Annotated in this window: 19 protein-coding genes and 1 tRNA gene; 10 read left to right on the top strand and 10 right to left on the bottom strand. The window is 67.9% G+C overall.

Annotation, left to right across the window (positions count from 1 at the left end; genetic code table 11):
- The first annotated feature begins 35 nt into the window (after positions 1 to 35).
- From KM176_RS09925 to KM176_RS09905, 5 genes are all read left to right on the top strand, one after another.
- The gene (locus KM176_RS09925) at positions 36 to 1,586 is read left to right on the top strand and encodes a lytic murein transglycosylase (RefSeq protein ID WP_160895850.1); all 1,551 of its coding nucleotides are present in this window, start codon (positions 36 to 38) and stop codon (positions 1,584 to 1,586) included.
- A 141-nt stretch (positions 1,587 to 1,727) separates the two neighbouring features.
- Positions 1,728 to 2,378 (top strand): paraquat-inducible protein A, encoded by a 651-nt coding sequence (locus KM176_RS09920; protein ID WP_160895851.1) that lies wholly within the window; start codon positions 1,728 to 1,730, stop codon positions 2,376 to 2,378.
- Positions 2,357 to 2,995 (top strand): paraquat-inducible protein A, encoded by a 639-nt coding sequence (locus KM176_RS09915; RefSeq protein WP_236045244.1) that lies wholly within the window; start codon positions 2,357 to 2,359, stop codon positions 2,993 to 2,995. Before KM176_RS09920 ends, KM176_RS09915 begins: the two co-directional genes overlap by 22 nt.
- Positions 2,992 to 5,076, top strand: a complete 2,085-nt coding sequence (locus KM176_RS09910; protein ID WP_160895852.1) for an MlaD family protein — start codon at positions 2,992 to 2,994, stop codon at positions 5,074 to 5,076. Before KM176_RS09915 ends, KM176_RS09910 begins: the two co-directional genes overlap by 4 nt.
- 10 nt (positions 5,077 to 5,086) lie before the next feature.
- On the top strand, positions 5,087 to 5,656 hold the full coding sequence (locus KM176_RS09905) for a PqiC family protein (protein ID WP_160895853.1): 570 nt from the start codon (positions 5,087 to 5,089) through the stop codon (positions 5,654 to 5,656).
- A 4-nt stretch (positions 5,657 to 5,660) separates the two neighbouring features.
- Here the strand turns inward: KM176_RS09905 and KM176_RS09900 are convergent, their stop codons facing one another.
- From KM176_RS09900 to KM176_RS09885, 4 genes are all read right to left on the bottom strand, one after another.
- Positions 5,661 to 5,858, bottom strand: a complete 198-nt coding sequence (locus tag KM176_RS09900; RefSeq protein WP_160895854.1) for a helix-turn-helix transcriptional regulator — start codon at positions 5,856 to 5,858, stop codon at positions 5,661 to 5,663.
- On the bottom strand, positions 5,855 to 6,229 hold the full coding sequence (locus tag KM176_RS09895) for a hypothetical protein (protein ID WP_160895855.1): 375 nt from the start codon (positions 6,227 to 6,229) through the stop codon (positions 5,855 to 5,857). The genes KM176_RS09900 and KM176_RS09895 overlap by 4 nt, the downstream gene beginning before the upstream one ends.
- Positions 6,230 to 6,302: 73 nt before the next feature.
- Positions 6,303 to 9,212, bottom strand: a complete 2,910-nt coding sequence (locus KM176_RS09890) for an error-prone DNA polymerase (protein ID WP_160895856.1) — start codon at positions 9,210 to 9,212, stop codon at positions 6,303 to 6,305.
- 193 nt (positions 9,213 to 9,405) lie between these two features.
- On the bottom strand, positions 9,406 to 10,812 hold the full coding sequence (locus tag KM176_RS09885; protein ID WP_160895857.1) for an FAD-binding oxidoreductase: 1,407 nt from the start codon (positions 10,810 to 10,812) through the stop codon (positions 9,406 to 9,408).
- 132 nt (positions 10,813 to 10,944) lie between these two features.
- Between KM176_RS09885 and KM176_RS09880 the strand changes: the two genes are divergently transcribed.
- A tRNA-Met gene (locus KM176_RS09880) sits at positions 10,945 to 11,021 on the top strand.
- 74 nt (positions 11,022 to 11,095) lie between these two features.
- Here the strand turns inward: KM176_RS09880 and KM176_RS09875 are convergent.
- From KM176_RS09875 to KM176_RS09850, 6 genes are all read right to left on the bottom strand, one after another.
- The gene (locus KM176_RS09875) at positions 11,096 to 11,734 is read right to left on the bottom strand and encodes a hypothetical protein (protein WP_160895858.1); all 639 of its coding nucleotides are present in this window, start codon (positions 11,732 to 11,734) and stop codon (positions 11,096 to 11,098) included.
- 219 nt (positions 11,735 to 11,953) lie between these two features.
- A complete protein-coding gene (locus KM176_RS09870) occupies positions 11,954 to 14,176 on the bottom strand; it encodes a FepA family TonB-dependent siderophore receptor (RefSeq protein WP_160895859.1) in 2,223 nt (740 codons plus the stop codon).
- Positions 14,177 to 14,379: 203 nt separating this feature from the next.
- Positions 14,380 to 15,138, bottom strand: a complete 759-nt coding sequence (locus KM176_RS09865) for an SDR family NAD(P)-dependent oxidoreductase (RefSeq protein ID WP_160895860.1) — start codon at positions 15,136 to 15,138, stop codon at positions 14,380 to 14,382.
- 168 nt (positions 15,139 to 15,306) lie between these two features.
- Positions 15,307 to 16,458: an SAM-dependent methyltransferase gene (locus tag KM176_RS09860; RefSeq protein WP_160895861.1), complete on the bottom strand. Its 1,152-nt coding sequence runs from the start codon at positions 16,456 to 16,458 to the stop codon at positions 15,307 to 15,309.
- The gene (locus tag KM176_RS09855; RefSeq protein WP_160895862.1) at positions 16,459 to 17,214 is read right to left on the bottom strand and encodes a DUF1365 domain-containing protein; all 756 of its coding nucleotides are present in this window, start codon (positions 17,212 to 17,214) and stop codon (positions 16,459 to 16,461) included.
- A complete protein-coding gene (locus tag KM176_RS09850) occupies positions 17,211 to 18,488 on the bottom strand; it encodes an NAD(P)/FAD-dependent oxidoreductase (protein ID WP_160895863.1) in 1,278 nt (425 codons plus the stop codon). The genes KM176_RS09855 and KM176_RS09850 overlap by 4 nt, the downstream gene beginning before the upstream one ends.
- Positions 18,489 to 18,719: 231 nt before the next feature.
- Here KM176_RS09850 and KM176_RS09845 point away from each other — a divergent pair, with 231 nt between their 5' ends.
- From KM176_RS09845 to KM176_RS09830, 4 genes are all read left to right on the top strand, one after another.
- Positions 18,720 to 19,274 (top strand): sigma-70 family RNA polymerase sigma factor, encoded by a 555-nt coding sequence (locus KM176_RS09845; RefSeq protein ID WP_202397955.1) that lies wholly within the window; start codon positions 18,720 to 18,722, stop codon positions 19,272 to 19,274.
- Positions 19,274 to 19,906, top strand: coding sequence for a ChrR family anti-sigma-E factor (locus tag KM176_RS09840; protein ID WP_160895892.1), 633 nt, complete (start codon positions 19,274 to 19,276; stop codon positions 19,904 to 19,906). The genes KM176_RS09845 and KM176_RS09840 overlap by 1 nt, the downstream gene beginning before the upstream one ends.
- A 92-nt stretch (positions 19,907 to 19,998) precedes the next feature.
- Entirely contained in the window at positions 19,999 to 20,823 is an 825-nt protein-coding gene (locus KM176_RS09835; protein ID WP_160895864.1) for an arsenate reductase/protein-tyrosine-phosphatase family protein, read from the top strand.
- On the top strand, positions 20,820 to 21,818 hold the full coding sequence (locus KM176_RS09830) for an ArsJ-associated glyceraldehyde-3-phosphate dehydrogenase (protein ID WP_160895865.1): 999 nt from the start codon (positions 20,820 to 20,822) through the stop codon (positions 21,816 to 21,818). Before KM176_RS09835 ends, KM176_RS09830 begins: the two co-directional genes overlap by 4 nt.
- The last annotated feature ends 51 nt before the right edge of the window (positions 21,819 to 21,869 follow it).

Genomic DNA, 21,869 nt, shown 5'->3' with positions numbered 1-21,869 from the left:
GCCTGAAATCCACGAGCAGCCGGATTTTTCCCATCATGCGTCACATCCTGAAGGCGACCCCCCTTCTGTTTCTTCTTCTGCCCGAGGCCGCCGCCGCGCTGGAACAGGCGCCGGTCGAGTCGCTGCGCCCCAAGCTCAGGTCGGCCCAATCCGCCCCGCTGGCGCAGGACGATGCCGCGGCTCTGGCCGCCGCCACGATGAGCCAGCTCGGGCTGGAGAGCCCGTCCCGCAGCGCGCCGGTGCGCACCGCCTCTGCCGAACCCGTCAAGATCGAGCCGAAGGCGCCCCCGGCGCATCTGCAGGCCCGGGCGGCGGCCCCCGAAGCGCCGCAGACCTCCGTGGTGCCGGTGGTGGCGGCGGTCGAGCGCCTGGACGAGAGCCTGCGCCCGAAACCCCGTCCCGCCCTGCTGCGCCAGCAGGCCGAAGCACCGCGCCCGGAGCCCGAGGCGCAGGTCGTGCAGGCCTCGATGGATCCGGGCTTCAACCGCTGGCTGCGCAGCTTCAAGGGCCGCGCCATGGCCAAGGGGGTCTCCTCTGCGGCCTTCGACCGGGCCTTCCGCCATGTCCAGCTGCTGCCCGACGTGATCCGCAAGGACCAGAACCAGGCGGAATTCACCAAGGGCGTGGGCGACTACATGTCGAGCGCCGTCTCCGACACCCGTGTCGGCAATGGCCGCGATGCCTACCGGCAATATTCCCGCACCTTCTCGGCGATCCAGAATCATTACGGCGTGCAGTCGCAATATGTTGCCGCGATCTGGGGGATGGAGAGCAACTACGGCTCGCACCGGGGCAAGACGCCGCTGATCTCCTCCATGGCGACGCTGGCCTACGAGGGGCGGCGCCGCGATTTCTACGAGGCGCAGCTGATCGCGCTGCTGAAGATCGTCCAGCACGGCGACACCACGCCCGAGCGCATGGTGGGATCCTGGGCGGGGGCCATGGGGCATACCCAGTTCATGCCGACCTCCTATCTGGATTACGCGGTGGATTTCACCGGCGACGGGCGGCGCGACATCTGGTCCGACGATCCGACCGATGCGCTGGCCTCCTCGGCGGCCTATCTGAAGCGCTTCGGCTGGCAGCCCGGCCAGCCCTGGGGCATGGAGGTGCAGCTGCCGCGCGGCTTCGATTACGGCCTGGCGAACGGGCCGAAGAAATCCGCCCGGCAATGGGCCGCGCTTGGCGTGCGGCCGGTCTCGAAAGAGCTGCGCGATTACGGTCCGGCCGAGCTGCTGATGCTGACCGGCGCCAATGGCCCCGCCTTCCTGGTGTTCAAGAACTTCGACGTCATCAAGCGCTACAACAACGCCGACAGCTACGCGCTGGCGGTGGGGCTGCTGGGGGACCGGATCGCCGGCGCCGGGCCGCTGGCCCATGACTGGCCGAAGGGCGAACGCGGCCTGACCCGCCGCGAGCGTCAGGAGATGCAGGCCCTGCTGACCCGGCGCGGCTACGACACCGGTGGCGTCGATGGCATCCTGGGCGGGCGCAGCGTCGCCGCGATCCGCGCCTACCAGCGCAGCATCGGCGCCGTGCCCGATGGCTTCGGCTCCTACACCCTGCTGGAAAGGCTGCGGCGCTGACGCTGCGGCAGCAATTTGTCCCGGCCCCTTGGCGCGCCGCGCCGAGGTGCTACCATGTCGGGGAACCCTGGACCGCTGCGCCCCGCGGGGCCCGGTCCGCCAGCTTCCCCTGCAAGGAACCCGCAGCCCTGCCGCAGTCCGATGTCCCAGCCCCTGCCCGCCTCTGATCGCCCGGCGCCGTCGCTGGATGCGCTGATCGCCTGCCCGCGCTGCGACGCGGTCTATCATGTGGGCACGGCCCCCGGGATCAACCAGCGGGCCACCTGCACGCGCTGCCACCACGTGCTGATCGCGCCGCGCCAGAGCGCCGGCAAGCGGATCATCGCGGTGGCGCTTTCGGTGCTGTTCCTGGTGGTGGCGGCGACGATCACGCCCTTCCTGGCGATCTCGACCAACGGGCTGTCCAACCGCAGCTCGATCCTGGATGCGGCGCTGGCCTTCAATTCCTCGGGCGCGCTGCTGCTGCTGCTGTCCTTCGCGCTGGCCGCGCTCATCGTCTTCATCCCGGCGCTGCGGGCGATTCTGGTGATCTACGTGCTGATCCCGCTGGTGCGCAACCGCACCCCCTGGCCCGGCGCATCCCGCGCCTTCCGCCTGGCCGAGCACCTGCGCCCCTGGTCCATGGCCGAGGTCTTTGCCGTCGGCTGCGCCGTCGCGCTGATCAAGATCTCGGCGCTGGCCCAGGTGGACCTGGGCCCGGCCTTCTGGCTGTTCTCGATCCTCGTTGTCCTGGTCGTCGTCCAGGACACGCTCATGTGCAGGTACACGGTATGGAAACGCCTGGAGGGCTGAAATCCGCGCGCGAGATGGGCCTGATCGGCTGCACCCGCTGCGGTCGGGTCTGGCCCGATGGCACGCCCCGCTGCGGGCGCTGCGGCCACAAGCTGCGCTCGCGCGATCCGAAATCGATCCAGAAGGTCTGGGCCTGGTGGCTGGTCGGGCTGATCTGCTACGTGCCCGCCAATGTCTACCCGATGCTGCAGACCCGCACCCTGGTCTTCACCCAGGAAAACACCATCGTCGGCGGCGCGGTGGAACTGGCCAACCACGGCAGCTATGCCATCGCGCTGGTGATCCTGGTGGCCTCGGTGCTGATCCCGGTCAGCAAGTTCGGCGTGGTGGCCCTGCTGGCGCTCAGCGTGCGCCACCGCGCCCGGTTGTCGGCCCGCCGCCGTTTGCAGCTTTACGAACTGGTCGAATATATCGGACGCTGGTCCATGATCGACGTCTTCGTCGTCGCCATCCTGTCGTCCCTCGTCCAGCTGGGCAGCATCGTTTCGGTCAAGCCCGGCCCGGCGGCGCTCTATTTCGCGCTGTCCGTCATCTTCACCATGCTTTCGGCCCAGGCCTTCGACAGCCGCCTGATCTGGGACCGCGAGGCCAAGAACGGAGCTTCGCCCGCCCCATGAGCGACACGCCCCCGGACGTTCACGTCACCACCACCCGCCGCAGCCTGTACGAGCGTATCTCGCTGGTCTGGGTGGTGCCGATCCTGGCGCTGATCATCGCCCTCAGCGTCGCCTGGCACAACTATGCGCAGCGCGGCCCGCTGATCGAGATCGACTTCGACAGCGCCGAGGGCGTCAAGGCCGGCGAGACCGAGCTGCACTACCGCGACGTCGCCGTCGGCGTGGTCGAGAAGCTGGGCTTCTCCGCCGACCTCAACAAGGTCGAGGTCTGGGTGCGGCTGAACAAGGACGTGGCCGATTATGTCGACGACAGCTCGAACTTCTGGGTGGTGCGTCCCGAGGTGTCGGCGCGCGGCGTGACCGGCCTTGGAACGGTTCTTTCGGGCGTCTACATCCAGGGCCTGTGGGACAGCAAGCCCGAGGGGCTAAAGACGAAATTCGAAGGCCTATCCCAGGCGCCGCTGAACAGCGACGGCAAGCCCGGGCTGAAGATCCGCCTGCGTGCCGCCCCCGGCAGCGGGCTGACCGGCGACACGGTGATCGAGTACCGCGGCATCGAGGTCGGTCGCGTCGGCAAGGCCGAGATTTCCAAGGACGGCTCCACCGTCGAGGCCCCGGCCTTCATCTTTGCCCCCCAGGACAAGCTGATCACCTCGGCGACGCGGTTCTGGGACACTTCGGGTTTCTCCTTCACGCTGGGGCCGAACGGCGCCGCGCTCGACATCTCCTCGGTGGCGACGCTGCTGCAGGGCGGCGTCAGCTTCGAGACCACCGCCTCCGGCGGGCAGGAGGTGCTGCCGGATTCGACCTTCACGGTCTATCCGGACAAGGATTCCGCCGCCGCCTCGACCTTCGGGGATGACGAGGGCCCGACCCTGACCCTGACCGCCTATTTCCGCGAGAACGTCGCCGGCCTGTCGGTGGATGCCCCGGTGACCCTGGGCGGCCTTCAGATCGGCAAGGTCGATGCCATCGGCGCCATCGTCGACAAGGACCGTTTCGGCGACAGCGACATGCACATGGTCGCCACGCTGGAAATCCGCCCCTCCAAGATGGGCCTGAAGGACAAGACCCCGGAGGGCGCGCTGGCCTACCTGAGCCAGCAGGTCAAGGACGAGGGCCTGCGGGCCCGGCTGGTGACCGCCTCGATCCTGACCGGCGGGCTGAAGGTCGAGCTGACCTCGAACACCGATGCCGATCCCGGCACGCTGGACGAAAGCGCCCAGCCGAACCCGGTCATCCCGACGGCACCGGGGCAGATCTCGGATGTGGCGGCGAATGCCCAGGGCATCCTCGACCGCGTCTCGGCCCTGCCGATCGAGCAGCTGATGAGCAGCGCGATCAACACGCTGAACAACATCTCGGCGCTGGTGGGCAGCGACGACACCCGCGCGGTGCCCGGAGAGATCCGCGGCCTGCTGGACGATACCCGCAAGTTCGTCGGATCCGACGGGGTGCAGCAGCTGCCCCAGCAGCTCTCCTCGGTGGCCGACAACATCAACGGCGTGCTGACCCAGGTCCAGCACGAGGAGATGGTGAAGAAGGTGACCGACGCGATCCAGGGCGTGACCGATGCAGCTCAGGCCTTCAGCGGCGCGGTGACCGGCGTTCCGGCCCTGATCCAGCGCCTCGACAGCATCGCCGCCAATGCCGCGAACGTGCCGCTTGACCAGCTGGCCGACAGCCTCGACGGGCTGATGCAGACCGTCGACAGCTTCCTCCAGCAATCCGGCACCAAGGAGCTTCCGGCGCATCTCTCGCAGGCGCTCGACCAGCTGCGCGACACGCTCAAGGAGCTGCGCGAGGGCGGCGCGGTGGACAATCTGAACGACACGCTGGCCTCGGCCAACGATGCCGCGAAGAATGTCACCAAGGTCTCGCAGGATCTGCCGGCGCTGATCGCCAATGCCCAGGCCGTGCTGGCCCAGGCCGCCACCACCCTGCGCGGCTACGACGCCCGCGACGGCGTGGGCCGCGACGTGACCGACACGCTGCGCCAGGTGCAACGTGCCGCCGACGCCATCTCGGCGCTGGCGCGCGAGGTGCAGCGCAACCCCAACTCCCTGCTCTTCGGACGATGAGGACGACCTGATGAAACCTGCAAAGCTGTTCAGCACCCTGCCCGTCCTGCTGCTTCTGGCGGCCTGTTCGGGGAACGAGGCGCTCTACACCATCCCCGCCACCCCGGTAGAGGCCCTGCCCAAGCAGCGCATCGGCTTCTCCTCGGTCGAGGTCGCCTCGGTCTCGCTGCCCGATTACGCGGGCAGCGGAGAGATCTACCGCCGTCAGGGCGACGGCAGCCTGAAGGCCGACAAGTCCAAGCTCTGGGCCGACGACCCGGCGCGCGGCATGACGATGACGCTGGTGCGCGACCTCACGGGCATCACCGGGGCGCAGATCGCCGCCTCGCCCTGGCCCTTCCTGGACCGGGCCTCGGCGCGGGTCGAGGTGCGGATCTCGGAGATGGTGACCGAGGCCGACGGCAGTTTCCACCTGGCGGGTCAGTACTTCGTGGCGCCCGACAGCGAGGCGCGGGGCCGCTCGGGCCTGTTCGAACTGGAAGCCCCCGTGGCCGGAGAGAACGCCGCCGCCCTGGCCGCCGCCCGCGCCCAGGTCATGGCCGAGCTGGCCGCCCTGATCGCCCAGAAGGGCCTGCGCTGAGGGCTCAGAGGGGATCCGGCTCGAAGATGTCCTCGATCCGGGTCCCGAACAGCGCGGCGATACGGAAGGCCAGAGGCAGGCTGGGATCGTAGCGCCCGCGCTCCAGCGCGTTGATGGTCTGGCGCGACACGCCCAGCTTTTCGGCCAGATCGGCCTGAGACCAGTGCCGCGCCGCGCGCAGATCGGGGATGCTGTTCCTCATCTGTAGCGCCACTGGGCGATGATCTTGCCCAGCACCCAAAGCGCCCCCATCACCGGCCAGACCGCGAACATGCTGAGCCGCGGAAAGCCCACGTTTTCCAGCAAACCGTAGCTGAAGGTCAGCAGGGCCGTGGCCCCATAGGCCAGGGCCAGGGCCTCCAGCGCGATGCGGCGCTGCATCTCGTCCAGCCGCGCAAGGTCGCGCAGCGTGACCCAGAAGATGCCGAGCGCGGGCAGCACCGGCAGCAGCGACACCGCGATGCGCCCCCCCGGATGGCCGATGCCGCCGCGCGCCAGCAGCAGAAGCGACAGCACCAGGACCACCACATAGGCCGTCATCGCCAGGGCGATTTCGATCATCGAACGTCTCATTCCGTGCCTCCCCGGGAATCATGTAAAGTATGCTTTACACTAGAGCCGATCGGGGCGGCGTGTAAAGCGTGCTTTACATATCCTCGCGCCGCCACCCCGGCGTCAGGATATGGCGCAGCAGGGCCACCGGATGCGCCTTCAGCGACAGCCGCGTCGCCACGAAATCCTCCACCACATGTTCGCCCAGGGTCATCTCGGGCAGCAGGGCCTGCGGTTCCTCGATCCCCTCGCCCTCCAGGTCGCGGGCAAACAGCGGCAGCGGGTCTCCCGGGCGCAGCGCCTTCGCCTCCCACAAGGCCTCGCGGCGGCTCAGCCCGAGGCTGGCGAAGGCATCGGCCTCGGCCAGGCGCTCGATCAGCGGTGGCGGGGTGCCGGCGCGGCGCCAGACCTCCTCCACCGTCAGGTAACCGTTGCCGCGCGCCCCCGAGATCCAGCGCACCTCGTCGCGGCTCAGCCCCTTGATCTGCCGGAAGCCCAGCCGCAGCGCCAGATTGCCGCCGCCGTCACGCTCCATCACGTTGTCCCAGTAGGAGGCGTTGATATCGACGGGCAGCACCGTGACACCGTGTTCACGCGCATCGCGCACGATCTGCGCCGGGGCATAGAACCCCATGGGCTGCGAATTCAGCAGCGCGCAGGCATAGATACCGGGGTGGTGGCACTTGATCCAGGCCGAGGCATAGACCAGCAGCGCGAAGCTGGCGGCATGGCTTTCCGGGAAACCGTAGGATCCGAACCCCTCGATCTGGGAGAAGCAGCGTTCGGCAAAGTCCATGTCGTAGCCGTTGCGGGCCATGCCGCGCAGGAAGCGGTCGCGGAAATCGGCGACATTGCCGTGCTTCTTGAAGGTGGCCAGCGAACGGCGCAGGCGGTCGGCCTCGGTCGGGGTGAAACCCGCGCCGATGATGGCGATCTGCATCGCCTGCTCCTGGAACAGCGGCACGCCCAGGGTCTTGCCCAGCACCTCGCCCAGGGCGTCGGAGGGGAAGCTGACCTCTTCCTCGCCGTTGCGGCGACGGATGTAGGGATGCACCATGTCGCCCTGGATCGGCCCGGGCCGGATGATCGCCACCTCGATCACCAGATCGTAGAACTTGCGCGGCCGCATCCGGGGCAGGAAGTTCATCTGCGCCCGGCTTTCCACCTGGAACACGCCGATGCTGTCGGCGCGGCAGAGCATGTCGTAGGTCTTCGGATCCTCCGCCGGAAGGCTGGCCAGGGTATAGTCCAGCCCCTCGTGCACCTGCATCAGCTCGAAGGCGCGGCGCAGGCAGGACAACATGCCAAGCGCCAGGATATCGACCTTGAGGATGCCCAGCCGGTCGATGTCGTCCTTGTCCCAGCAGATGACGGTGCGGTCCTCCATGGCGGCATTCTGCACCGGCACCAGCTCGTCCAGGCGCCCCTCGGTGATGATGAAGCCGCCGACATGCTGCGACAGGTGGCGGGGGAAGCCCTCGATTTCCCCGATCATCTGAAGCGTCAGGTTCAGCCGGCGATCATGGGGATCCAGGCCGATCTCGCGCAGGCGCTCGGGCGTCAGGCTGCCGGCGGCGGAGTGCCCCCAAAGCTGCGAAGACAATGCCGCGATGGTGTCCTGCGACAGGCCCATGGCGGCGCCGACCTCGCGGATGGCGCGCTTGCCGCGGTAGTGGATCACGGTGGCGCAGAGGCCCGCGCGGTGGCGCCCGTAGCGTTCGTAGATCCACTGGATCACCTCCTCGCGGCGTTCATGCTCGAAATCGACATCGATATCGGGGGGCTCGTCCCGGGCCTCGGAGACGAAGCGTTCGAAGACCATGGTGCCGATCTCGGGGCTGACCGAAGTGACGCCAAGGCAGAAGCAGGTGACGGAATTGGCAGCCGAGCCCCGCCCCTGGCACAGGATGTCGCGCGAACGGGCGAAGGCCACGATGTCGTTGACGGTCAGGAAGTAGGGTTCGTAGCCCAGCTTGCCGATCAGCTCCAGCTCATGGGCCAGAAGGTCGCGGATCTGCTGCGGGGCGCCGGCAGGGTAGCGCCAGCGCAGGCCCTCATGGGCCAGCCGCGACAGGCGCTCGGCCGGGGTTTCGCCGGGGGCAACCTCGGAGGGATATTCGTAGCGCAGTTCGCTCAGGCAGAAATCGAGGCTGTCGGCGATCTGCCCGCTGGCGGCAACGGCCTCGGGGTAGTCGGCGAAGATGCGGTGGACTTCGGGGACGGGACGCAGGCGGCGCTCGGCGTTCCGCTGCGCCTCGGGTCCCAGATCATCCACCGTGGTTCCCAGCCGGATCGCCGAGAGCACATCCGCCATCCGCCGCTGCCGGGCATGATGCATGAGCGGGCGCAGGCTGGCGACCAGCGGCAGGCCAAGCGCCGCGCCAAGCGCCGCGATGGCCGGCATCCGCAGGTGATCCTTGCCGTCGTAGCCCGGGCTGAGAATCAGGTGCATCTGCCCCCCAAGGCGGCGCGTCAGCGGTCGCACCCGTGGCAGCCAGTCGCCCGCGCCGCAAGGCACCGTCTGTGCCTGTGGCGGCTGCAGCAGCAGCGCCATGCCCTCAAGCGCCCCCTCTTCCAGAAGATCCCCGATCTCCAGGTAGCATTCGCCCTTGGGCGCCCGCTGCTGCCCCTTCGACAGCAACCGGCAGAGCCGCCCCCAGGCGGCCCGATCCCGCGGCAGGGCCACGACCTCGGTCCCGCAGGTCAGCTGCAGCAGGCTGCCAGGCAGCAGGCGCGGCACCACCAGCGGCAAACAGGGCGGCACATAGGCCGGCAAGGGCGGCCCGATGGCAGGATGAAACAGGTCATGGGTGTCGCGTGCGGCCTGCTGGCCGGCGATCGCCTGGGCCACGTCGAAGGCCCGCACGATGCCTGCAACCGAGTTCGCATCGACGATGGCCAGCGCCGGAACCCCGAGTTCGACCGCCTCGCGCACGAAATCCTCCGGCAGCGAGGCCCCGGTGAGAAAGGTGAAGTTCGAAGAGACGCAGAGTTCGGCATACATGGCGACTCCGCATTATATTCATGATTTGTTCCATTTTGGAGGGGCCACAAAGGGGGCGCTGCCCCCGCCTCCTGCGGAGCCTCCCCCGGGATATTTTCGGCCAGATGACAGGGGAGCCGGGGCTCTTCATCATCTGGCCATAAATATCCCCGCCGGAGGCACCTGCCATATCCGCACGCAGGGCGGCAGCAGATCAGGCAGGTGGCAGAAGCTTGCCCGGATTCATGATGTTCTGCGGATCCAGGGCCGCCTTGATCGCCCGCATGGCCGCCAGCGCCCCGGGATCCTTGCGCCGCGCCATGGTCGAGAGCTTGTGCGTCCCGATGCCGTGCTCGGCCGAGAAGGCTCCGCCAAGCTCTGCAACGACATCCTCGATGGCCTCGACCAGGTGGTCCTTGTGCACCGGATCCACGCGGGTCGGGAAGACCGTGTAGTGCACGTTGCCATCCCCCAGGTGCGACACGACCGAGGTCCCCGCGCCCGGATCCGCCTTGACCAATGCCGCATCCGCCCGTTCCAGGAAGCTCACCACCCGGTCCACCGGCACGGCGATATCGAGGATGATGCGCGGATCCCGCGTGCCCGCGATCTCGCTGGCGGCCTCGCGCATCGCCCACATCTCGGCCCGCTGACTGCCCGAACGGGCGATCACCGCATCCGAGATCCGCCCCGCCTCCAGGAAACGCCCCAGCAGGTCCTCCAGGTAGGTCACGATGGGCAGCGCCCCGTCCAGCCCCGGCGTGCAGTCGCGCGGCGCCAGGGCACCGATCTCCAGCAGGATCGTCACCGGCGGGCGGCTTTCGAACGGAGCCCGGGCGCCGGGGTGCAGCGCCAGATAATCCTCGACGAAATTCGCCGGCATGTATTCGAAGGCCTCGACCGCGCCGCCGGTGGCCTGCTGGATCTCGTTCAGCAGCGCCAGCGCCGGAGAGAGATCCTCCATCGCCACCATCGCCGTCGCATAGGCGCCGGGCTTGGGGCGCAGCCGCAGCACCGCCCCGGTGATCACCGCCAGAGTCCCCTCGGAGCCGATCAGCAGGTGGCGCAGGTCGTAGCCGGAGTTGTTCTTGTGCAGGTCCTGCATCAGATCGACGATGGTGCCATCGGCCAGCACCGCCTCGATCCCCAGCACCAAATCGCGGGTATTGCCATAGCGCAGCACGTTGGAGCCCCCGGCATTGGTCGCCAGCGCCCCGCCGATCATCGCCGAACCGCGCGCCCCGAAGCTCAGCGGAAAGATCAGCCCCTCGGCCTCTGCCGCCTCGTGCAGTCTCGAAAGGATCACCCCCGCCTCGACCACGGCGGAACGCGCACCGACCCGGATCTCGCGGATGCGGTTCATCCGCTCCAGCGACAGAACCAGCGCCCCCGCCCCCTGGCCGCCGCCGGCAAGCCCGGTACGCCCCGACAGCGGAATGACCGGCGTGCCGGTTTCCGAGGCCAGTTTCATCACCGCCGAAACCTCTGCCGTACTGGCCGGACGCACCACCGCAAGGGGGGCCGCGAAACCGCCGCCATTCCAGTCGTAGCCGTAGGGTGCCGCCGCCTCCCCAGTCAGAACCTGCGTTGCCCCAAGCAGTTCCCGCAGACGATCCAGCATGACTTTTCCCTTCCGAAACAGGCGTTTTTCGCTGCCCCGAGGAAGCAGGAACCGCCTCCGGGTGCAACCGCGAAAAAAGTGAACTTTTCTTCTTGACCCCCCCGAGGACCTACAGTATTCAGCGCCTCGTTCGGCGGAGTAGCTCAGTTGGTTAGAGCAGCGGAATCATAATCCGCGTGTCGGGGGTTCAAGTCCCTCCTCCGCTACCATCCCTCCAAAATCATCCCATGACGACGAGAGATCGGTGCCGAACGCGCCCCGCAAGGGGCGCGCCCGTCGGGCTTCAGCCCTTCCAGCGCAGCCCCACCCCGAGGATGTTCGATCCGGTCTTCGAGGGAGAGATCACCCCGTAGATGCCCGAACGGTGATGCAGCCGCGCGAACAGGCTGAAATGCTGCGCGCCCACCGGCGTGTATTCCGCTTCGAAGCCCATGTAGTACTGCAGCTGCCGGGTCTTCTCGCCGCGCACCCCGTCGACGCCGTATTCGTAATCCGGCGGAGAGAAGGCCCAGGACAGGCCGTTCGCCCAGCCCAGGCTGATCGCCCCGGCGCGACCCGTGTAATCGCGGCTGCGGGTCATCACCCCAAGCGTCGCCTCGTCATGGTCCTGCAGGCCGGAATGCCGGCTCAGGGTGCCCTCCAGCTCGAAGCGCACGCCCGCCAGCCCCAGCGCGGTCCCCGGCACCCGCAGGTCGGCCTCCCCGACCTGCCGCGACACGATGACCGAGGTCAGGTAGCTGTCGCGAAAGCTCAGCCCGCCGGTCACCAGATTGTAGGGCAGAAGCGGCAGGCGGGTGGCCGCCCATTGCCCCTCGAAGATCCCGACCCGCCAGGGCGTTTCCCCGGCCTGCGCCGCGACAGGCAGCAGGGCCAGCGCCCCGATCCACAGGGTTCGGCGCAGAAAACGCAAGACAGACGGCATGGCAGACCTCAAAATCCCGAAACAGCCCCCCCGATCCTGCAAAGATCCCGCCCGGGGTCAACGCCCGGCCTCCCTGTCATCTGGCCTCCCTGTCATCTGGCCGAAAATATCCCGGGGGAGTCGTCCGGCACGGACGACGGGGGCAGCGCCCCCTCCCCGCCCCCCGAAACGCAAGCGGGGCGGACCAGCGCCCGCCCCGTTCCCGCCCCGCCAAAGCGATCAGAAGGTCGTGGTCAGCCCCAGGAAATAGGCCCGCCCCGGCTCGTTGTAGGTCTGCGCGCCGCTGTCCGAACGCAGGATCTGCTTGTCAAAGAGGTTGGTCACCCCGCCCTTGATCGTGAAGCCCTCGCGGACCTCGAAGGCGGCGGTCAGGTTGACCAGCGTGTAGGGATCCTGCGCCGTGGTGTCATCCTCGGCATAGCCCGTCGTGGCCGAGGTCTCGGCCGCCTCGATCTTGCCATAATGGGTGAGCGAGGGCACCAGCTTCAGCCGTTCCGTCGCCTGCCATTCCAGCGCCGCATTGATCGTGTACTTCGGCACCAGGCTCAGCGGATCGCCGGTCTCCTTGTTCTCGGAGCGGATCATGTAGGTCAGGTTGGTGGTCAGCAGCAGGTCCTCGCGCAGCTGCGCCTGGAAACTGCCCTCGACCCCCGAGACGACGGCGCGGGGAATGTTCTCCCACTGGTAGACCCGGTAGGTCGAATCATCCACCGTCAGCTCGGCCACCTGATCGGTGCCGGCCTGAATCTTGTCGTGGTAGTCGTTGTAGAAGGCCGTCAGCGTCGCCTCGATCCCGGAGGGGCCGGCATAGGCCACGCCCAGCTCGGTGTTCAGGCTGCGCTCGGGGTTCAGGTCCTCGTTGCCCAGCACGTAGCAGGGGCCGTTGCGGTAATAGGGATAGGGGCAGCCATTGCCGCGGGTGGTGTAGATGTAGTTCGGGTTCAGCTGGTACAGGTTCGGCGCCTTGAAGGCCTGCGCCACCCCCGCCTTCAGCGTCCAGGACGAGGTCATCTCGTAGCTGGCGTTCAGCGCCCCGGAGATGTTGGTGCCGAAGGTGTCGGCATGATCGACCCGCAGCGAGGGCGCGATGGACAGCCGGTCGGTCCACAGGATGTTGCCCTCGGCATAGGCGCCCAGCATCATCTGGGAGCTGACCGGATCGCGATCCTCGGCGCTGGCCACCGTATCGCCATAGGAGAAGTCGATGTCGCCCCGCGCCGTGATCGACACCGGGTCGTCCATCCGCTCAAAGCGCAGCTCTCCGCCATAGGTCCACTTGGCCTCGCGGCCCAGGAACTGGCCGTCGCGGGTCAGCTCGGTCTTGGCCGCGACATTGTCGAGCGTCACCGTCCCCCATTCGTCGGTCGAGCTGATCGCCCCTTCGCGCGAACCGCTGGCCCCTTCGGAGAGGCGGGTGTTGTTGGTATGCTCCCATTGCAGGTAGCTTTTCAGCTCGCCCACCGCATAGCGCCCGGTATGGGTGACCGAGGCGGTGGTGCGCGTCATCTTGTTGGTGGTCGCACCGCTTTCCGCCAGCTCGGCCGAGGCATCGGTGGGCATCGAAAGCTGGGTGTCCCCCGCATAAAGGTTCGACTGCTTCGAATAGCCCAGCTCGAAGTCGATCTTGTTCTGGTCGTCGAGCGTCCAGCTCAGCAGGGCGGTCAGATCCTTGTTGATCACCCCTTCGGAACCGGCGGCGGCATCGTCATCCTCGGCCACGGTCGCGGCGTTGATATCGGGATCATCCGGGTCGGAATGGTTGTAGTTGCCGGTCAGCCGCAGGCTGAGGCTGTCACCGATCGGCTTGGCCCAGAGGAAGTTGGCCCGCTTGTCGCCGCCCTCCAGGCTGCTTTCGGGCTGGTTGTAGCTCATCGAAAGCTGGAACAGGTCCTTCTCGGGCTGCTTGGTGATGATGTTCACCACGCCCCCCGCCGCACCGGACCCGTAACGCGCCGCCGCCGGGCCGCGGATCACCTCGATCCGCTCGATCAGCTCGGCGGGCACCCAGTTGCTGTCGCCGCGGCTGTCACGCTCGCCGGCGCGGCCCATCTTCACCGCATCGCGCGACAGCACCGGCTTGCCGTCGATCAGGATCAGCGTGTTCTCGGGGCCCATGCCGCGAATGTCGATCTGGCGCTGGTTGCCGCGCTGCCCCGAAGAAGAGGCGCCGGTCAGGTTCACGCCGGGCATCTTGCGCACCAGCTCCGAAATGTCGTTGGCCACCGGCGCCTCGGCGATCTTCTCGGCCGAGATCACGGAGACGCCGAGCGATTGCAGCACCTCCTGCTCGTAGGAATTCACGTCGATGGCATCAAGGACCAGCACATCGCCGGTATCGGTGTCGGAAAGGGTCGAGGTGTCCTGGGCCAGCACCGGGGACAGGCCTGCCGAAAGCAGCAGGGCCAGAGCGGTGCCGGATGCCAGGCGCGCAGAGCAAGCCATGAAGCCTCCGGAAGGGATCGAATGTCAGGGGAAGCTTGCTCAGACGGGGAAGACGCCCTGGGCTGGCCGGTACCGCCGGATGTAAGGACCCGGGAAACAGGCACAAGGCAGGGTGCCTGAGTTTTTCGCTCAGGTACCCGCTTTGGAAAGATGTGTTGCAAAATAACACTATCGCGATCAGCCGTGATCGCGGCGTGATGTGCTCAGCCCGAAACGATCCGCGCATAAAGGCGGAACGGCAGCAGCCGGCCCAGCACGGTGAACACCCAGGCAAAGGGCGCCGGGAAGGACAGTTGCCGGGGTTCACTGTTGCGCACCAGGCACATGACCTGGCGCGCCGCCTCTCCGGGCTCCATGATCTGCGGCATGGAGAAACTGTTCTTGGCGGTCAGCCGGGTGCGGATGAAGCCGGGGTTGGCGACCTGCACGTCGACCCCCGTTCCCTTGAGGTCGATGTACATGTCCTCGGCCAGGTGCCGCAGCGCGGCCTTGGAGGCACCGTAGCCGATGGCGCCCGGCAGCCCCTTGAACCCGGCCAGAGACCCGATCAGCACAACGTGCCCCTCTCCGCGCTGCACCCATCCGGGCACGACCCGCCCCAGGATGCGCATGGCGCCCATGAAATTGGTGTCGGCAATCGCCAGCGCCTTGGTGGCATCCCATTCGGCGGCGGTCATCGGATCGTATTCCCCGACGCAGTAGATCAGCCCGTCGGCATGGGCGGCCTTGGCGGTGGCCACCGCGACCGAGGCGGTATCGGTCACGTCCACCGGCACCACCGTCGCGCCGCCGATCTCCTCGGCCAGGGCCTGAAGCCGGTCGCCCGAGCGCGCGGACAGGATCAGCTCTGCCCCCATGCGCTTCATCTCCTTCGCCAGATCCCGGCCGAGCCCCTCGCTCGCACCGATCAGCCAGTAGGTCTTGCCGTGAAGATCACGGGTCTTGGACTTGGAACGGAACATGGTCCCCTCCTTCTGAAACAGAGCACTGGTGAACGACTGTCGGCGATCCGGACGGTGCCGCGGGCCCTGCTCCGGGGCGCGCGGGATGCAGTCATGACAAGAACTGTGGCAATCCCGTGTCAGGGGAAATCCGTCGGCACCTTTTTTCCGATGTATGCCGGCGCAAGCTCAAACCCTTTGCAGTTCCACCTGGACGACATCGGTCTGGCCGACCGCGAAAGAGGCGGCGCAAATCCCGAGGTAGAAGCGCCAGCTGCGCAGGAAGTCGTTGGAATAGCCGAACTTGCGGATCCGCACCGCCTCGGCCTCCATGCGCTCAAGCCAGGTGCGGCAGGTGCGCCCGTAATCGGTCCCGAAGGCATGAGAGGAGGCAACCCGCAGGCCCGCCTGCTGCGCGGCCTTCGCGATCTCCCCGTCCGAAAGCAGCATCCCCCCCGGGAAGGCATGGGCGCGGATGTAGTCCGATCCCTTGCGATAGGTCGGGAAATAGGCGTCCGGCACGGTGATCGCCTGCACCATGGCGCGCCCGCCTTCGGCCAGCCGGTCGCGGATCGTGGCGAAATAGGAGGGCCAGTAGCGTTCGCCCACCGCCTCGATCATCTCGATCGAGACGATGCCGTCGAAACGCCCCTGGCTGTCGCGGTAGTCGCGCAGCTGGATGTCGGCGCGCCCGTCGAGGCGCGCATCCGCGTAGCCCTTCTGCGACGGAGAGATCGTCAGCCCGGTGACGCTGCGCCCCTGACCCGCCGCGCGTTCGGCGAAACCGCCCCAGCCGCAGCCGATCTCCAGCACCCGCTCGGCCTCGGGCAGGTGGTTCAGGATGCGGTCGTACTTGCGCAGCTGGGCGCGCTCCAGGTCATCATCCCCCGCCTCATAAAGCGCCGAGGAATAGGTCATCGACGGATCCAGCCAGAGCTGGAAGAACTCGTTCCCGACATCGTAATGCGCCTTGATGTTGCGCGAGGCACCGCGCCGGGAATTGGCCCGCACCAACCGGTCGACGATGCGGAACTTCAGGCTCTGAAGCGGGCTCGCGTAGGCATAGGAGGAAAACTGGTCGAGGTTCAGCAGCGCCAGCGTGGTCAGCGCCTCGATCGAGGGGGTGTCCCACAGGCCCGCCACGTAGGTTTCCCCCATGCCGATATCGCCGCGCGCGATCATCGCGGTGATCGCGGACCAGTCGTGGATCGTGATCTCGGCCTCAGGCGCGCCGGCGCCGAAGTGATGGCGCGCGCCCTCCGGGGTGATCACCGTCAGGCTGCCCCGGACGATCCCCTCGCAGGTGGCCAGGAATTCACTTTTCACACGGTTGGTCAGCATTCAGCTCAGCTCCTCCTCGGGGGGCGTGGGGCGCGTTCTGTAGCGGGCCCCTTTCGCCTTCAGTTTCAGCGCCTGCCAGTAGATCAGCAGCAGGACGCGCAGCGTGCCGGTGGGCCGGCGCAGCGCGGCGGCCAGCAGGCCGCGGTTGGTCAGCGGACGGCTGGGCCCGGTCAACGTAGCGTAAAGACCCTCCCGCCCGTTGTCATGATCGATATGGATCGAGACCCGCTCCTGCGACACATCGAACCGGAAGCTGTAGCCGCCGGCGATGTCCTGGAAGGGCGAGACGTGAAAGACCTTCTGCGCCCGCATCCGCTCGGTCGGTCCGATGGGCAGGAAACCGGGATGGGCGCAGAGATAGCTGTGGCGGTCTCCGAAGGTATTGTTGACCTCGGCCACCACGGCGATCAGCGCCGCGCGCTCCCAGACTAGCCAGAAGGACACGGGGTTGAAGACGCGGCCCAGAAACGCCGGCTGGGTCAGCAGCCCGATGCGGGTGATCCGCGCCGCCGGCAGGCCGCGGTCGCGCAGCGCCTCGCGCAGCCAGGCGGCGCCCCGGCCCTGCCCGCGGATCCCGCCATGGTCGCGGTCATGCACCGAGGCCAGGTTGATCCGGTTGCGCGAGAACAGCAGCGGCAGGGGGGCGTCGTCCTCCGGATCGATCAGCACGTAATCGACGCTGTAGCGGAAGCGGTGGCGCACCGCGCCGCGACGCGCATGAAGGGTCTGGCCGGGGATGTGGCGCGGCAGGGTCATGCCAGCGCCGGGTCGATCTGGCGCACCACCCGCATGGCGCTGGCAAAGCCGTCCTCGTGGAAGCCGTGGCGCAGCCAGGCCCCGGCGAACCAGGTGGCATTCTGGCCCTGGATCGCGGCGATGCGGCTCTGCGCCGCCAGCGCCGGGCCGTCGAAGACCGGGTGGCGGAAGACCTTGCGGTCATAGGTGGCGGCCTCGGGAACCGGCTGGGCGGGGTTCAGGGTGACGAAGAGCGGATCTTCCTCGGGGATGTTCTGCAGCCGGTTCATCCAGTAGGTGACACCGATCTTCGGACGCGGCCTGCCATCGGACTGGTAGACCCAGGAGGACCAGCAGGCGCGCCGCTGCGGCATCTGCCGGGGATCGCGGTGCAGCACCATCTCGTTGTCCTGATAGCGCACCGCCGAAAGCGCCTTCAGCTCTTCCCAGGTGGGGCGCGCCAGCAGCCGCAGCGCCTGGTCGGAATGGCAGGCCAGGATCACCTGATCGAAGGCCTCGGGCGGCGCGACCGAAGTCACCACCTCGGGGCGGGGGCCGCTGCGGCGCACGGCGGCAATCGGCGTGCCGGTATGGATCGTCACGCCCTCGGCCCGCAGGAACTGCTCGACCCGATCAACATACTGTACAGAGCCCCCCTTCACCGTCCACCACTGGTGCTGCCCCTGGGCCGACAGCAGCGCGTGATTGCGGAAGAAGCGCAGCAGGGCGCGGGCCGGGAAGCGGGCGATATCCTCGGGCGGGGTGGACCAGATCGCACCGCAGATCGGATGCAGGTAATAATCGCGGAACCACGGGCCCAGCCGCATCTCAGCCAGCAGCTCGGCCACGGTCATGGAGTCGTCCCGGGCGGTCTCCTCGGCGCGGGCATTGAAGCGCAGGATGTCACGGATCATCGCGGCAAAGCCCGGGCGCAGCAGGTTGCGCCGCTGGCCGAAGACCGCGCCGGCATCGCGCAGCCCGTATTCCACCCGACCGCCCGCAATGGTGGCCCCAAAGCTCATGTCGCTTTTCTGCACCGGCACGTTCAGGTCACGGAACATCCGCGTCAGGTGGGGATAATTGGCATAGTTGAAGACGATGAAGCCGGTATCGACCGGCTGGTCCCCGTGCAGCCCGGCCATCACCGTGCGGGCATGGCCGCCCAGGCGCGGCTCGGCCTCGAACAGGGTCACGCGGTGATGCGGCGCCAGCTGGTAGGCCGCGGCCAGCCCCGAGATGCCGCCACCGATGATCGCGATCTTCTGGGGACGAAACGACAGCGCGTCGAAGGACATGGGGCGGCTCCTGCTCGGGGTTCGCATTAGGATACGGATCGGGCGCCGCAACAGTTCACATGCGGCGAAAATAAATTTGCGCCAGTTTTTTCTGATCCGGTCCCGGGGGCCTTTCGTATTCTTCGCATGTTGAACCCGGACCCCATGCCTGCAACAGTTTCCTTGGAACAGCCGCGCCTGCGCGTGCGGCGCGGCGCATGGCAGAAAGGCAGGCTGGCGGTGATGCAGCAAATGCCCCCCGAGGCCCCAAGTACCCAGACGGAATGGATGCTCGCGGTGCGCGACCAGCGCGACCGGGCCGCCTTCGGACGGCTGTTTGCCTTCTACGCGCCCCGGATCAAGGGGATGCTGATGCGCTCGGGCATGTCCGGGGCCGAGGCAGAGGATGTCGTTCAGGACGTCATGCTGTCGGTCTGGCGCAAGGCGGCGCAGTTCGATCCCGCCCGGGCCCAGGTTTCGGGCTGGATCTACCGCATCGCCCGCAACCGCCAGATCGACCTGGTGCGCCGCGCCCCCCGCACCCTGCCCGAGGAGGTAGAGATCGAGACGCCGCCCGAGGAAGACCCCGGCCAGCAGCTCGCCTTTGCCGAGGAGGCCGCCAAGCTGCGCGCCGCCCTAGATCAGCTCAGCCCCGATCAGCGCGAGGTCATCGCCCGCGCCTATCTGGGCGACCTCACCCACGGAGAGATCCGGGCCGAGACCGGCCTGCCTCTCGGAACCATCAAATCGCGCATCCGGCTGGGGCTGGAACGGCTGCGCCACGAATTGAAGGACCTGCGCCCGTGATGGACCAGATTGCCCATCATATTCCCGACACCATGCTGCGCGCCTATGCGGCGGGCCAACTGCCGCGCCCGTTCGAACTGGTGATCGCGGCCCATGTTTCGCTGTGCGACGACTGCCGCGCCCGGCTGGAGGCCGAGGACACCCTGGCAGGCACCCTGCTGGAAGGCGCCGCCACGCCCGCCGTGTCCGATGACCTGCTGGCGCGGATGCTGCTGCGCCTGGACGAGGCCGCGCCCCCCGCTGCCCCAGCCCGCATGGGCATCTACCCCGGTCCCGTGGCCGAGGCGCTGAACCATCAGCCGCCGCGCTGGCGCGCCGCCGGTGGCGGCGTGCGCCAGAAGATCCTGTTCGAGGACGGCAAGGGCTCGGTCCGGCTGCTGTGGATCCCCGGCGGCATGGCGGTGCCCGATCACGGCCACAACGGGCTGGAGCTGACCATGGTGCTGCAGGGCGCCTTCCACGACGAGACCGGGCAGTTCCGCACCGGCGACGTGGAGGTTGCCGACGAAAGCCTGGAGCATACGCCCATCGCCGACGAAGGCGTGCCCTGCATCTGCCTGGCCGCCACCGACGCCCGGCTGCGCTTCCGGTCCCTCCTGCCGCGCCTGGCCCAGCCCTTCCTGCGGATCTGACCGCCCGGCGGGTCGCTCCCGAAATGTGAAACTTTTGCTGCCCCCCTTGGGGCAGCTTGCGCGCGGCCCTTTATTTCCATAATTCACGAATTATGGAAAATGTGATTCCCACCCAGCTCTCGACCCTGGGCCACCCGCAGCGGCTGGCGATCTGGCGGCTGCTCATGCGCCGCCACCCCCAGGCCCTGCCCGCCGGAGAGATCGCCGAGATCCTGCACCTCAAGCCCTCGACCCTGTCGGTCTACCTGGGCGCGCTGCGGGCCACCGGGCTGATCGCCCAGCACCGCCAGGGCACCTCGCTGCGCTACAGCGCCGAGGTGGGCAGCGCCGGCACCCTGCTCGACTACCTCTTCAACGACTGCTGTCGCGGCCGCCCAGAGACCTGCCTGCCCGGCCCCGGACGCAAGGCGGCGAACCGCCTCTACAACGTGCTGTTCATCTGCTCGGGCAACTCCGCCCGCTCGATCTTCGCCGAGACGCTCCTGCGCCACCTCGCCGGGGACCGCTTCAACGCCTTCTCCGCCGGCACCGCGCCGCGCTCGGAACTGAACCCGGTCGCGCTGGAAACGCTGCGCGCCAAGGGCCACGACATTTCCGGGCTGCGCGCCAAGTCGATCCGCGACTTCCAGGGCCCGGAGGCCCCGCAGATGGATTTCGTCTTCACCGTCTGCGACGCCGCCGCGAACGAGGACTGCCCGGCCTGGGACGGCCAGCCGGTCAGCGCCCACTGGGGCCTGCCCGATCCGGTCGCCGCCACCGGCACCGAGGCCGAGCGCGCCCTTGCCTTCCAGCAGGCCTATGGCCTTCTGCTCAACCGGCTGCGCGCCTTCACCGCGCTGCCCCTCGCCGAACTCGACCGGATCTCCCTGCAAAGGGCGGTGGACGGGATCGCCACCCAGACGGAGCCTGCCCCATGACCACCTATGCGCTGAACGGCCTTGGCCGGATCGGAAAGCTTGCCCTGCGCCCGCTGCTGGAAAGCGGCGCCAGGATCGCCTGGATCAACGATGCCGAGGGCGATGCGGCAATGCATGCCCACCTGCTGGAATTCGACACGGTGCATGGCCGCTGGGCGGCGCAGATCCGTGCCGAGGCCGCTGCCATCACCATCGACGGCACCCGCCTGCCCTTCATCGGCACCCGGCAGATTGCCGAACTGCCGCTGGACGGCGTCGACGTGGTGATCGACTGCACCGGCCAGTTCAAGACCGCCGCAAAGCTTGCCCCCTATTTCGAGGCCGGCGTGCAGAAGGTCGTGGTCTCGGCCCCGGTCGCCGACCCTGACGCCGCCAATATCGTCATGGGCGTCAACGATCACATCTACGATCCCGCACAGCACCGGATCGTCACCGCCGCCAGCTGCACGACGAACTGCCTGGCCCCGGTGGTCAAGGTCATCCACGAGGGGCTCGGCATCCGCCACGGCTCGATGACGACGATCCACGACGTGACCAACACCCAGACCCTGGTCGACAAGGTGCACAAGGATCCCCGTCGCGCCCGCTCGGCGCTGAACGCGCTGATCCCCACCACCACCGGCTCGGCCCGCACCGTCGGCCTGATCTTCCCCGAGCTTGCCGGCAAGCTGAACGGCCATGCGGTGCGGGTGCCGCTGCTGAACGCCTCGCTGACCGACTGCGTCTTCGAGGTCGCCCGCGCCACCACCGCCGAAGAGGTCAACGCCCTCTTCAGGGCCGCCGCCGAAGGCCCGCTGAAAGGCATCCTCGGCTACGAGGAACGCCCCCTCGTCTCGGCCGATTACGTCAACGACCCGCGCAGCTCCATTGTCGATGCGCTCTCGACCATGATCATCGGTGGCACCCAGGTGAAGGTCTATGCCTGGTACGACAACGAATGGGGCTATGCCCACCGCCTGGTGGATGTCGCCCGCATGGTCGGCACGCGCCTCTGAGTTTCATCTTTCCCCAAATACGGCCTCCCACCCGCCAGAGGCCCCGGAGCT

Source organism: Pseudooceanicola endophyticus, assembly GCF_018760365.1.
GTDB lineage: Bacteria > Pseudomonadota > Alphaproteobacteria > Rhodobacterales > Rhodobacteraceae > Pseudooceanicola > Pseudooceanicola endophyticus.
The sequence above is the reverse complement of the archived record's forward strand: the minus strand, read 5'-3'. Positions and strand labels throughout refer to the sequence as shown.